Annotated in this window: 19 protein-coding genes; all 19 read left to right on the forward strand. The window is 34.4% G+C overall.

Annotated features, from left to right (window positions below; all coding sequences use genetic code 11):
• Positions 1–43: 43 nt before the first annotated feature.
• The 19 genes from CXF79_RS12565 to CXF79_RS12665 all read left to right on the forward strand — a co-directional run bounded on the left by CXF79_RS12565 (position 44) and on the right by CXF79_RS12665 (position 12,885).
• Positions 44–766, forward strand: a complete 723-nt coding sequence (locus CXF79_RS12565) for a sterol desaturase family protein (RefSeq protein WP_101155280.1) — start codon at positions 44–46, stop codon at positions 764–766.
• Between the two features lie 104 nt (positions 767–870).
• On the forward strand, positions 871–1,509 hold the full coding sequence (locus tag CXF79_RS12570) for a glutathione S-transferase family protein (protein ID WP_232769164.1): 639 nt from the start codon (positions 871–873) through the stop codon (positions 1,507–1,509).
• An 83-nt stretch (positions 1,510–1,592) separates the two neighbouring features.
• Positions 1,593–2,785, forward strand: a protein-coding gene (locus CXF79_RS12575) for an IS3-like element ISCps9 family transposase (protein ID WP_101154993.1) whose coding sequence is annotated in 2 segments (ribosomal slippage) — positions 1,593–1,898 and positions 1,901–2,785 — 1,191 coding nt in all. Because the reading frame shifts where the segments join, the coding sequence is not laid out codon by codon here.
• Positions 2,786–2,984: 199 nt separating this feature from the next.
• Positions 2,985–3,260, forward strand: a complete 276-nt coding sequence (locus tag CXF79_RS12580) for a hypothetical protein (protein WP_332871599.1) — start codon at positions 2,985–2,987, stop codon at positions 3,258–3,260.
• 133 nt (positions 3,261–3,393) lie between these two features.
• The gene (locus CXF79_RS12585; RefSeq protein ID WP_101155286.1) at positions 3,394–3,771 is read left to right on the forward strand and encodes a hypothetical protein; all 378 of its coding nucleotides are present in this window, start codon (positions 3,394–3,396) and stop codon (positions 3,769–3,771) included.
• A 121-nt stretch (positions 3,772–3,892) separates the two neighbouring features.
• Positions 3,893–4,336, forward strand: a complete 444-nt coding sequence (locus CXF79_RS12590; protein WP_101155288.1) for a hypothetical protein — start codon at positions 3,893–3,895, stop codon at positions 4,334–4,336.
• A gap of 137 nt (positions 4,337–4,473) precedes the next feature.
• Positions 4,474–4,956, forward strand: coding sequence for a GNAT family N-acetyltransferase (locus tag CXF79_RS12595; RefSeq protein WP_011043297.1), 483 nt, complete (start codon positions 4,474–4,476; stop codon positions 4,954–4,956).
• A 278-nt stretch (positions 4,957–5,234) separates the two neighbouring features.
• On the forward strand, positions 5,235–5,642 hold the full coding sequence (locus CXF79_RS12600; protein ID WP_101155290.1) for a hypothetical protein: 408 nt from the start codon (positions 5,235–5,237) through the stop codon (positions 5,640–5,642).
• Between the two features lie 121 nt (positions 5,643–5,763).
• The gene (locus CXF79_RS12605) at positions 5,764–6,189 is read left to right on the forward strand and encodes a GNAT family N-acetyltransferase (RefSeq protein WP_101155292.1); all 426 of its coding nucleotides are present in this window, start codon (positions 5,764–5,766) and stop codon (positions 6,187–6,189) included.
• An 82-nt stretch (positions 6,190–6,271) separates the two neighbouring features.
• Positions 6,272–6,670, forward strand: a complete 399-nt coding sequence (locus tag CXF79_RS12610) for a cupin domain-containing protein (protein WP_101155294.1) — start codon at positions 6,272–6,274, stop codon at positions 6,668–6,670.
• Positions 6,671–6,786: 116 nt separating this feature from the next.
• A complete protein-coding gene (locus CXF79_RS12615; RefSeq protein WP_101155296.1) occupies positions 6,787–7,260 on the forward strand; it encodes a hypothetical protein in 474 nt (157 codons plus the stop codon).
• A 98-nt stretch (positions 7,261–7,358) separates the two neighbouring features.
• Positions 7,359–7,919, forward strand: a complete 561-nt coding sequence (locus tag CXF79_RS12620) for a DUF922 domain-containing Zn-dependent protease (RefSeq protein WP_157825879.1) — start codon at positions 7,359–7,361, stop codon at positions 7,917–7,919.
• 115 nt (positions 7,920–8,034) lie between these two features.
• Entirely contained in the window at positions 8,035–8,421 is a 387-nt protein-coding gene (locus CXF79_RS12625; protein WP_101155300.1) for a hypothetical protein, read from the forward strand.
• A gap of 168 nt (positions 8,422–8,589) precedes the next feature.
• The gene (locus tag CXF79_RS12630) at positions 8,590–9,186 is read left to right on the forward strand and encodes a glutathione S-transferase family protein (RefSeq protein WP_101155302.1); all 597 of its coding nucleotides are present in this window, start codon (positions 8,590–8,592) and stop codon (positions 9,184–9,186) included.
• A 116-nt stretch (positions 9,187–9,302) separates the two neighbouring features.
• Entirely contained in the window at positions 9,303–9,641 is a 339-nt protein-coding gene (locus tag CXF79_RS12635; RefSeq protein WP_232769165.1) for a hypothetical protein, read from the forward strand.
• A gap of 103 nt (positions 9,642–9,744) precedes the next feature.
• The gene (locus CXF79_RS12640) at positions 9,745–10,290 is read left to right on the forward strand and encodes a hypothetical protein (RefSeq protein ID WP_041736930.1); all 546 of its coding nucleotides are present in this window, start codon (positions 9,745–9,747) and stop codon (positions 10,288–10,290) included.
• Positions 10,291–10,425: 135 nt separating this feature from the next.
• A complete protein-coding gene (locus CXF79_RS12645) occupies positions 10,426–10,731 on the forward strand; it encodes a DUF962 domain-containing protein (protein WP_011043308.1) in 306 nt (101 codons plus the stop codon).
• A 109-nt stretch (positions 10,732–10,840) separates the two neighbouring features.
• Positions 10,841–11,593, forward strand: coding sequence for a type 1 glutamine amidotransferase domain-containing protein (locus tag CXF79_RS12650; RefSeq protein WP_232769166.1), 753 nt, complete (start codon positions 10,841–10,843; stop codon positions 11,591–11,593).
• 1,058 nt (positions 11,594–12,651) lie between these two features.
• Positions 12,652–12,885, forward strand: coding sequence for a hypothetical protein (locus CXF79_RS12665; RefSeq protein WP_101155311.1), 234 nt, complete (start codon positions 12,652–12,654; stop codon positions 12,883–12,885).
• Positions 12,886–12,989 lie beyond the last annotated feature (104 nt).

Raw genomic sequence — 12,989 nt, forward strand, 5'->3', positions numbered from 1 at the left:
TTTTTGCCCGTAATTAGGGCGTTATATTTTTAGGAGAGTATGGATGCTTCCAACTATCATGATCATATTTTGTGGTTGTTTTATCCTTGAAAGGATAATTCCCGGTTGGCCTTTACCAAATATTAAAACATGGCCTATTCGTGTATTATTAATTAATACAGTTCAAATAGGGATTGTATTATTGGCAGGGATTTCATGGGAACTATGGCTTTCATCTTGGTCAGTTTTTAACTTATCAGAACAGGTTTCTCCTACTTTAGGTGGGTTTATAGCTTATTTTATTGCTACTTTTCTTTTTTATTGGTGGCATAGATGGCGTCATGAGTTTGATTCATTATGGATCGGCTTCCACCAAATTCACCATAGTCCAAGAAGATTAGAAGTTATTACGTCATTCTATAAGCACCCTGGTGAAATGATTGTTAATTCACTTCTAGGTAGCTTGTTAGTTTATACATTACTTGGGCTTTCATTAGAAGCTGCAGCAATTTACACTTTTTGTACTGCGATTGGTGAGTTCTTTTATCATACCAATGTCAAAACACCTCACTGGGTTGGTTATATCTTTCAACGTCCAGAAATGCATCGAATACACCACCAATCTGGACGCCATAAAAATAACTATGGCGATATTGTTTGGTGGGATATGCTTTTTGGCACTTATGAAAACCCCAAAGAGTGGATACATTCCTGTGGTTTTACACCAGAAAGAGAAGAGCGCTTAGTTGATATGCTTGCATATAAAGATGTGCATAAAAAAATATAAGCAGTTAAAGCAGGACTTTATACTGTTATCGCTACACAATTTAAGCAAACTAATAAAAAGCCTCTTAACCTTGGCGTTATAAGCAACATCAAATGGAGAGTTCGTTGTACCAATTATATTATTATCCTTTAAATGCCAGTATGGCACCTCACTTTATTCTGAAAGAACTAAATGTAGATTTTGAATTAATCATTGTAGATAGAAAAAGCAATGCTCAAAAGTCGCCTAATTATTTAGCTCTGAATCCAGCAGGAAGAATTCCAACTTTAGTTGATGATGGTCTGGCTATTTTTGAAAGTCCAGCGATCTGTATCCATCTAGCAGAAAATCACCCTTCTTCAAATTTAATACCTAAAGTAGGTGAGAAAAATAGAGCATTGTTTTTCCAATGGCTGATGTATTTAACAAATACGGTTCAAGCAGAATTGATGGTATGTTTTTACCCTCAAAAACATACCACAAATGTTAAAACTGTTGATAATATTATTGAAGCACAAGAGATCCGAATAACAGAAATGTTTAATCTTCTAGACCGCGAACTTGAAAATAAGGACTTTCTCGTTGGCAACTCTATTAGTGTCTGTGATTATTTTTTGTTCATGTTAACTGTTTGGGCAGATGAATTTAAGAAACCACCTTTAGGATTTAGTAATTTATCAAGATACCTTCGTAAATTAGCGAAGCGTGATGCAATAATTAATGTTTGTAAAAAAGAAAATTTGAGCCTAACAGACTATCAGTAGGTTGCTTATAACAAGCCATTAAACAGGGAATTGAAGTTCCCCCGTTTTAGTGGACACCTCCTCATAACATTGAGGAGGCTAAAATGCCTAGATATACCCAACCTAAAAAGACGTGGTTTTACCCTGTTAATTTCAAAATTAAAGCTGTCGAGCTAAGCTTACGAAACGACATGTTATCTAAGGATGTTGCTCAAGCGTTGGATATTCACCCGTTAATGCTAAGCCGTTGGCGTAAAGAATACCGAGAAGGGAAGTTTAAAAAAAACCAACACTATCAGAGCAATAGTGAACTCATGAGTAAAATCCCCACAAAGAAAGAACTAAATAAAATTAAACAGCTGCAAAAAGAAAACGACCGTTTAAAAATGGAAAATGATTTACTAAAAAAGTGGCAACGGTATCTGGCGGAAGTCCATCAGAACGATTTGGATTCATCGAAAAACACAAAGAAGCCTTAGGTGTTAAATACCTTTGCTCATGGCTTGATGTCTCTCGTAGTGGCTTTTATGCATGGCGACGACGTCCACGTTCAATGCGTGCTATTAATGATGCGGATTTACTTTTAAATATCAAACAAGTCTTTAATAACAATCATCAAACCTACGGCAGCCCACGCGTATTTCATGCATTAAAGCGTGAAGGTATTACAACGAGTGAGAAGCGTGTTGCACGGTTGATGCGAGAAAATGGCTTACGCGCTAGAGCGCTCAAGACTTATAGCAGGCCAGCTAAGGTGAAGTTCTTTTATAAAGCGATCAAAAACAATCGTAAAAACATAAGTAAGCCTGATGCTATCAATCAGCAATGGTCGGGAGATATTACGTACCTGAAAGTAGGAGTGCGATGGTATTACTTAGCCGTTGTATTAGATTTATTTTCACGTCGTATCATTGGTTGGGCTTTTGGTCAGAACAAATCAACAGCGCTGACACTGAAAGCGCTGCAGCTAGCAATAAAGAAGCGTAAACCGACACAACCCTTGTTATTTCATACTGACAGAGGCGCTGAATATCGAGCACATGTAGTGCAGCAGTTCTTAGTTAAACATAACATTACGGCGAGTATGAACCGTCCAGGTTGTTGTACTGATAATGCTGAAGTTGAATCATTTTTTCATTCATTAAAAGCTGATTTAATCAGAGGGAATGTCTTCGCGACTACTGATAAATTACATTCAAAATTAAAAGGTTACATGAACTATTTTTACAATAGACAACGATTGCATTCAAGTTTAGGATATAAAACACCTGCTGAGTTTGAATTGGCGGTGAATTAAAGTGGATGGTGTCCACTTTATCGGGGGAAGATCAAATAAAAGCAGTTGCTTTTGCTCCTGAATCGCTAATTTTAACCAACTACTTTATTGCCCGCTAATGGGGCGTTATGTTTTTCTAGAGGTTTGAGTGCAATCTAAGTTATTAAAAATCAAATTGAATCCCAATTCTCGAAGCCATTTAGATACTTTGATCTCTTATATGCGCGAAAATATTGAGTTTCCAAAAAGCGAAATGGAGCAAAAAGGTTACTTTTGGGATTCTGTATTTTATGAAAAAGAAGATGAATTTGAATGCATCTATATCGTTATCAAGTCCGATGATTTTTCTAATATAATGATGGATGAAAGTGAATTAGTAGTAACTCCTTTTAGAGATGTTTATGAAAAATTTAGAACTACTTGTTGGGCTCCTGAGCCTTATATAGATTTGGAACCAGTATTTTGTTTTAATTCATCATTAACTTTTTCAGGTTAAAATAGAGTAATCAAAACACAACAAGCTGTATTCAAGCGGGACAAATTACAGTTGTTTTTTGTTTCTTCGTCGCTATTTTAATCAACTATTATTTGCCCGTTAAACGGGCGTTATGTTTAAAAGGAGTTAAACTATGTTTTGGCAAATCTCGTTCTGGCTATTAGTGGTATTACTAATTGTTCCGTTCCCATTTAAAATCTATGAATATATAACAAGAAAAGATCAAAGCCCTTTAAGGGTGAAAGTTGAAGAAATGTTAAACGCCATTTTTCTAGCTATAGGCTTAATTGCTTTTTATGGTTTCATAAATAATATCAACTATTTCACACCTATGTTTTGGAAAATCTGGCTCGTTATTGCAGTTTTCTTATCTACAGTAGGGTTTTACTGGTCACCAAAAATTAAATATTCTGTTGAAATTATGGGTAAAAAGAAAGTTACTGTTCTTATGGCATTTAGTACGTTGATTTATCTGCCAATGTTTATAGCTGTTTATCAATACGCTGTTTAAATATAACAAGGTATTAAAGCAGGACAAATAACAGTTGGCTGTTTTCGTCCCTCAACACTTTAGCCAACAATTTAACGCTCATTATTAGAGCGTTAAGTATACAAACAAGGATGTCATTTCAATGAAGTATTTAATTTTATTATCAATTTTAGTTTTATCTGCATGTACTACAACACCCGAGGTAACTTCAAATTTAGCATCAACAGACGTGATGAAGTTAATTGAAAAAACAGCGGCTAATGCACCAAATGCTATAAAAGGTACATTTCAAGTTTCAATAAAAGCTTCAGAAGCAATAAGAAGAGTAGTTTATTTAAACACTGAGTTAGATTATAGAGATAGAAGAAGTATCACAATAGAACTTCACCCTAAAACAATCGCAGTATTTACAAAAAAATATGGCTTGCAACCTGACGAATATTTTATTAATAAAAACATTGAAATTACTGGTGAAGCTGAGCAAGTGAAAATTTGGTTTTTTTCTAATGGTAAGAGAACTAATAAATATTATTTTCAAACTCATATAAAAGTTAAATCAATAAACCAAATCAAGGTGTTGAGCTAAGTATACTTAACAAATCAATCAAGCGGTTCACGCAACAGTTGGCTACGTCCCGCTTTGATCTTGTATTACTTTGGTGGACAGTTATTTAATTGCTACTAAGAGGGTTAATCAATGCACAGACGGATTGGAGATAAATAGTGAGTTATATTGTTCAAGAAATTAAATCTCAACACGATATTCAAGTGTGCGAAATTATTAAACAAGTAGGTAAAGAATACGGTGCTACTGGCGAGGGGTTTGGTCCATCTGATTCTGAAGTTCAAGCGATGAGCCAGAACTACAAAGATGAAAGCTCTAGCCGCTATATCGTCGCAAGTATAGAAGGGCGTATCGTCGGTGGCTGTGGTATCGCTGCTTTTAATAACAGTAATGAAATTTGTGAATTACGAAAATTATTTCTTTTACCAGAAAGCAGAGGTTTAGGTATTGGTAAAAATCTTACCGAAGGTTGCCTTAAGTATGCCAAAAGTAAAGGTTATAAAAAATGCTATTTGGATACCCTAACAAGCATGAAGTCAGCAATCGCTTTATACGAGAAGTTGGGGTTTAGCCATCTAGATAAGCCACTTCAAGGTACTATTCATAACGGTTGTGATGTTTGGATGCTAAAAGAGCTTTAGGCGTAGCTAACAAGGATTTAGAGTAGGACTTTAAATAGTTTGCTAGGTTTCTGCTCAGTAACACATTATAGCCAATCATTATTAAGGCTATTATTTTGGACGTTATATTTTAAAGGACTATCGCTATCATAAAGCTCTACTGTATTTTACCTTGTGTTTTTCTATTCGCTGGCTGTCAATCAACAGAAAGTAAAAAAGTAGAGGAATCATTCCCTCTAAAAACAATCCCCTCTAACCCAACAATTATTGATAATCATGCCTTGGGTAAGTTCTCTACAATGCAAGTTCCAATTAAGGAGCAAAAAGTAGTTCAATCACCCATCAACTCTTTTAATGAGCATGGTCAGGATATTAAGAGAAAAGAAAAAGTTAACGACAATGCTTCTCCGTTGTTGAACCAACAGGCCTGTAGAGATAATGTAGAAGTAACTTATCGTGTTATTGACCAAAATGCAGTGAGTGGAATGTTTCTCGCAAAAGTTCAAGCTCAAGGTGTAATACTTTCGTTATCTGAAGATCACAAAGATTTGAAATTAAGGACTACGGGGTGGTTTACAAAAAACGTAAATTTACAAAAATGGCAACCGTATTTAAAAAAACCTCCATTAGCAAAAGGCATTTTGTTAAACCTTGGCTCAGAGTTTTGGGACAGCAAAAGTAATTGGTATTTGTGTGGTGTAAATTAAAATGTAACCAGTTGTTAAACAGGCAAAAATATAGTTGGCTTTTACTCTTTCGTCACTTATTCTAACCAACAATATTTACCCTGTTAACAGCGGGTTATAACTCTATCGGATATCGAAATATATGAATCTCGTCGTAACTACTTCACCTACGCAGGAAGATCTTAAAGCATTAAGTGTTGGTATTGGGTCTTATAATAAAGATTACCTACCTGACGAAGTTGGTTATGAAAAAGATACCAAATTTGCTGTCATTGCTAAAGACACAAATGGAAAAGTCTTAGGAGGCATTAGAGCCAATGCATTTTGGAACTACTGCACGATTGAATTGCTTTGGTTATCTGAAGAAACTAGGGGCTTAGGGCTAGGTACTAATTTAATGGAAGCAGCTGAAAACTTTGCTAAAGACAGAGGGTTTGGCTACATGCGAACTGAAACACTTAGCTTTCAAGCTAAACCTTTCTATGAAAAGCTAGGTTACAAAGTATTTGGTGAGTTACCTGATTATCCAAAAGGTCATACAACATATTGTTTAGTAAAAAAACTATAACAAGTCGTTAGCATTTCAAAGTGGTAAAGGTGTAATTTTTAGTTTAGCGTTATAGTAATTATTGATTTAAGGTGAAGTCCTAATGAATAAAATTATTGAAACTATTTTAATTTTACTACTTTTAAGTGTGGCTTACTCATCTAAAGCGGATGAGCCAGCAAAATATAACAAGATACTATTTAAAAGCTTTATTTCTGAAAAAGACGGTAAGGATGTTCAAATTAGGGAAGCACTTTTTCCTCCTAAATGGAAAGCTCCTCGTCACTATCACAATAGCAATTTATTTATATATGTTATTGAAGGTGAGTTTGAAGTAGAGCTCGAAGGTAGCACAAAAATCACTTATCGAAAAGGTGAGGCTCTTCAAATGAATTCAGGCATAGAAATGGAGGCGCGTAATCCAAGTAATGAAAACTCATTAAAGTTGGCAGTATTTCAAGTTGGTAATCCTGATGCCGCATTTGTTGTACCAGTAGAGTAATCTACTGCTAACAATACCTTCTAACGGACAAAAAAGCTGTTGGTTTTTTCGTCCCACAACATTTTTAAAACAATATTTTTGCCCTTTATTAGGGAACTAAGTAACTAAGGAAAGTTATGTATATTTGGAAGATATCACCATTAATTGAACAATTAAAATCTGACGGTTTAAGTCAAAAGGAGCAATTGAAGTACTTTTTAACTTATAGCGTCCTAATGATTATTGCCACAGATCCACTTTTATCTGTTGGTTTAGTGTATGGATTCTATGACGCAGTCAATACTGCATCTATGAGTATATTGACTATTGTTGGGGTTATTTACTGTTATAAAGTTAACAAATCAATTGATGATAAAGATTTTATTCTTAGGTTTGTTACCATAGGCTTACCGATTACTGTACGTTTATTAGTGCTATCAATTGTTGTTGGTATTCTCTATGGAGTAGTTGACGCAATTTTTCTTGAATCCTCTTACTTAGATGAAAGTGATACTTATCAAACAACATCTGTAGACGTTTTAATTACAGGTATTTTACTATTCGTTTATTACTATTATTTTGCAAGTAAACTAAAATGTTTTGGTAAATAGTAACTTAACAAGAATTTAAAGCGGGACTGTTAACCGTTTTCTCGGTTTCATTCCGCTTAACATTTATCGAGTTATTAATCAGCTTCAAGGGGAATGTTGTGAAAGTAATACTATTAATAACTATCTTCTTGTCATTCTATTCAAGTGCAGAAACTATAGTTGTAGAAGATACTTTATTTTATGAAGTAGCCCCAACATCTAAGGATGACTTACTGGAAACTTTGAATAGCACTTCACCAATCAGAGAAGATGGTAATGTTTTTCATGGTTACACTAAATATGAAATTAACTGGCGATTTTGGTGGAAATCAAATAACAATCAATGTGCTTTTACTAAGATCGAAACAACACTGAAGTTAAAATATACGATGCCCCAGCTTAAATCTTCAAAGTCAGACGTTAACGTTGTTTGGTCTAATTGGTATCCTAATTTGGAAAAACATGAAAAGGGACATGGGAAGTTAGCGAAAGATACCGCATTTAAAATAGAGAAAGATTTACTTTCTATTGGTCCAAAAGCCAATTGTAATCTATTAGAAAAAGCGGGAAATAAATTAGCTTATAAATTAATGGCTACATTAAAAAAAGCTAATAAGCAGTATGACATCAAAACAAATCATGGTGAGACTCAAAATGCTTGGTTATATTTGCATTTGTAGCATTAATGGCTCAGTCATTACTTTGGTTAACCGTTGGCTAGCTTCCGCTTCTGACATTTTAGTCACGCATTACAAGCCTGTTATACAGGCGCTAGGGCACTAAGAAGGTTAGGTTATGAAATTTATCATTGCTATTATTTTTTCTGTATTTTCATTAAGTGCATCAGCTGAAGATGGTTTAATTACTCAATTTGTTATAACCAAAGTCGTTGATGGTTCAAATACCAAGCATAGTTATAATAACGCAGTATTAGTAAACTTTAATGACGTTCATTCGTTCGATTTTAAAGGATTATATTCATTAAAATTAACTACTCGAACCGAAGACTTTAAGAAAGTTAATGTATTAATAAACCTAAAGGATTTATCAACAGGTAAGCCTTATTATGTTGGTGGACGTGCTACAGATTTGACTGTAGGTGAGAGTACAAATTTCAATTTTAACCGTGACGGTATTACTTACACTGTGGATATTGATACGTCATATGGTAAGTTGCCCTAAGAAGAACATCAAACGGAAAACATAGTTAGTCTTTTTCGTTTCCAAATTTAAGCTAACTATTATTTGCTGCTTAACGTGGCGTTAAACATTAGTGTTAGCCACTATGAGTGGACATCTCAATGTTAGATTATGTCTAGCATTTGGTGATGCATGACTAAGGAGAATTCAGTGAAAATTTATGGAGATATTCAATCAGGGAATTGTTATAAGGTAAAACTTCTTACTTCACTTTTAGATATTGATCATGAGTGGATTGAAGTGGATATCTTAGCAAGTGAAACTCAAGCAGAGTCATATTTAAAAAAGAATCCAAATGGCAAAATACCATTACTTGAACTAGATGATGGAACATTTATTTCAGAATCAAATGCAATTTTAAATTATCTTGCAGCTGGGACTTCATTAGTTGGTACGTGTCGTTTTACCACTGCTAAAGTCCTACAATGGCAATTCTTTGAACAGTACAGTCATGAGCCTTTTATAGCAGTTGCTCGATTTATCGCCAAATATTTAGGGTTACCTGAAGAGCGTAAAGCGGAGTATGAAGCTAAGCAACTTGGTGGACATAAGGCGCTTAAAGTAATGGAAGAACAATTACAATGTAGCCCTTATCTTGTTGGTTCTGAATTAACTATGGCTGATATATCATTATATGGTTATACACATGTGGCTGATGAAGGGGGATTTGAACTGTCAGAATACCCATCAATTCAACAATGGATTGCTCGTATTCAAGCTAATCCAAAGTACATAGGTATGGAATAATCGGTATTTAACAAGCCATTTTGATGAACAATAAACAGTTTATTGTTTCGTTTCTAAATATTTTAGCAAACAACATTTGCCTTTAATTGGGGCATTGTATTTTAAGGTTTTGTATCGTGAATAAATTAATAGATGATTTCATTGCGATGAACCAAGCGGGTTTGGTTCTTGAGTTATGTGAAAAGTATTATGCTGAAGATGTCATCATGCTTAATAATGGTAAAGTTTTCGCGAAATCCATGCGGGAATCTTATGATAAGCAAAAAGGTTTTGTTAGTTCAATTAAAGAGTTTACTGTTGAATTAGTATCAAAAACTATTGATGGTAATGTTGCCGAATTAACCTTTAATTATAAAATGATGAACTCGGACTCTACACTAAATGAGTTTACGGGTAAGCATATTCAAACTTGGAAAAATGATAAAATAATCAAAGAAGAGTATGTGTCAGTTTAAATTATGACAAAAAAACTAACAGGATACATCACCGATGGTTGTTGTTTGTGCGTCATATATTCAACCCGCTATTAATTGCTGCTTTACGTGGCTTAGGTTTCTAATGGAAATAATATTAATTCGGCATGGAAAGCCTACTTCGGCAAATAACCCCGTTCTAAATGCGGTAGATTTTACTAAATGGGTTCGTCGATATAACTTCTCTGATGTTTCAACAAATAGCCGACCTGACAGTATACTTGATGAATATAAATCCCATTACATTGTATCAAGTGATCTTGAGCGTGCGATACATTCTGCAAGTATCTATACTGGTCAGTCACCTGAATTAACCTCTAAACTTTATCGAGAAATGGAAATCCCGAGATATAAATTTCCACTTCGATTTAAAGCGATGACTTGGGTTTATATCAATAGAGCTTTTTGGATGCTCGGACTAAAAGGTTCTTTCGAATCGTATCGCCAAGCAAAAATTCGTGCTGAATTAGCTTCGGATCACTTAGTTGAATTAGCACGAGAACAAGATAAAGTGATTTTGTTTGGTCATGGGTATTTAAACCTGCATATTCGAAGATCGTTAATAAAAAAAGGTTGGAAACTAAACTCCAAAAGCAATGGGTTTTGGGGTATCTCAAGTCTCGAAGGTTAACAAGTGATTCAAAGTAACACGCAGCGGTGGATGCATTCACTCAGTGCAGTTATGTAAACTATTACTTCACCCGTTAGTGCGGCATTATATGCTTTCTATCCAACACCAATAGTGTAAACATTCAAGTAGAGTCCTATGGCAAAAAAATATAATAATTTTTCTGAATTTTATCCATTCTACCTCAGCCAACATACAAATTTGATATGCCGTCGACTTCATTTTGTTGGCTCTTGTTTTATTCTATTATTGATTTTTTACGTAGCAATGTACGGAGGTTTCCATCTCTTGTGGTTTATACCTGTGATTGGGTACGGTTTCGCTTGGATGGGACACTATATATTTGAAAAAAATAGACCTGCTACTTTTGTATATCCGATTTACAGTTTGATAGGTGATTGGGTTATGTTTAAGGATATGGTAATCGGTAAAATTAAATTCTAATTACAATAGTATAAGCTGCTATATAGATTTTAAGTGCTTATACATCTCCATTTAAACCTTTTATTACTTTGATGCATCTAAACTACAAATTTATTTATTAAGGAAAATAATGAAATACTTAACTTCTATTTTATTTATAACAATATTATTAATTTCATTTAGTTCAACTGCGACGCCACCGAAAAAGATTTTAATTATTGCATCAAACATCATTGATATGGGGGATGCTGAAAAGCATGATGCAAGAAATAACTTATGGGAAGTAGCCCCTCCTTATCATATTTTCTTAAGTCATGGTTATGAAGTTGATTTTGTTTCTCCTAAAGGAGGGCGGGTTGAATTCATGATGGATCCTCTAGGGATCAGCAGCTATACCATAAAATATGAAGGTTTTTTAGATAAAGCTAATAACTCTTTAGCTCCAAAGCAAGTTATTACCGATAATTATTGGGGGGTATATATTGGTGGCGGTTATGGTCCATTGTTTGATGTTGCTAACAACAAAGAGTTGCAGTTAATTATTGCTAAAATTTATGAAGCAAATGGTGTTGTAGGTTCAGGAGGTCACGGAGCAGGTGCTTTTGCTAATGTCACTTTATCTTCTGGTCAATTTCTAGTTAAAGGTAAAAGAGTTGCTGGTTTTCCTGACTCAACTGAAAAGTCTAAACCATGGGCAAAAGAAGGTAGTTTATTACCTTTCTTAGTTGAAAGTCAGTTGAATAAAAACGGTGCTATTGCACAAAATAAAAAAACGTTAAAAGATAAGTATGAGGTGGTAGTTGATCAACGAATTGTTTCTACAATGTTTTTACCGTCAGCAGCGCACGTAGCTAAAGAAATGATAATAGTAAACAAACAGTGATGGTTTGCCCTATGTTCGTTGGGTAACCGCGGATAATAATTATAGAGGCCGTAGTGTTTACGATAAATTATCAGACAAAATTAAATGGCTAACTTACCAAGTTCCGGCAGATATAAAGTCGGTATAAAAGTGATTCAAAAGTTTAAATACAACAGGTCGTTCACATGGCCCCTAACATGACCATAAAATGACAAAATACTTGGAGTTTCATTTCTAGATAATAACGAGTCGATAATGAAAGAAACTCCTAACTCCTTCGCACAAAGCATCCGCTAACTAAGTTCTATCAGTTCTCTTTACGTAATTTAAGCAACCAGGAAGTGTGGCTTCTCTCTGCATCATAAAACACGGCCATGGTGAAGAAAAACATGAGTAATAATATGATGTGTGCTGCTAGGCTTATCCCAAAGTAGATGATACTGCCGAGATAGGCCGCAAATGCTCCGCTCCACATAAGTGCTAGGATTGTCATAATATAGAATCTACTGACTGGGTCAGGAATATGTCTCAGTGGGTTTTTGCTAGAGTCAAAAATATATTTGTAGTAATCGTATATCTGAAGTGCAAATTTTTTCATGACAAGCTCTCTTTGTTAATTGTCTCTCTTATTAATGTACGGTAGCTTTTCGCATTTGGATTGGTATTGCGCTATGTATCTCCACATTTTGAAAATATTCTCCAGTCTCAGTGTTAAATTATTTAGCTGTTAACACATAACAAATTAAGCAAGGAGTGTAGTGGGGCTTAGGTATTGTGTTGTTTGTACTTAGTCTTATTAGTGGTTTATCAATAGTGTTTGGTGGAATCCATTTTCCTCTCGACATTTTAGCTGCTATTTCAGTCGCAATATTTTTATCCTTGGTCGTATTTACATTACGTAACAAAACCAGTTACTTATTCAATTATTTTGTGGAGAAAAGCTCTAATAATAAAGTAAACTAGGACACGTACCTGAAGCTACGGGTCATCTTGTTAAACCCTTCTAATCGACTAAATTTTGCCTATTCTGACGGGCGATATATGGTTGGAATATAGGACTCTCTAATAAAGGAATATATATGGATCTATTAACTCAAAAGAATATCGAATCAGTTGTAAAAAAACATTTAGGGTTTGCAATGTTTTTAGCAATGGTCCCTATTGTTTTTCTAAAAAGCATTGAATTTTTTTCTGGTGGAAATCAACTTGATTCATTATTGATTTTATTAATGCCGTTAAGCATTGTAGGTGCATGTGGGCATTTTATTCAATGTGTTTTAATTGATTTGACTGTTACTAATAACACAGAATAAGCGCCACTTTGCTACACCATTTTAGTAAAACCTTAATAGCTTCATAAATGGGTATTGGTTGCGAAATAATCGGGTTTAGTATGTGCTTTAAATGACAATTATGT

The organism is Colwellia sp. Bg11-28 (genome assembly GCF_002836245.1).
Taxonomy (GTDB): domain Bacteria; phylum Pseudomonadota; class Gammaproteobacteria; order Enterobacterales; family Alteromonadaceae; genus Colwellia; species Colwellia psychrerythraea_A.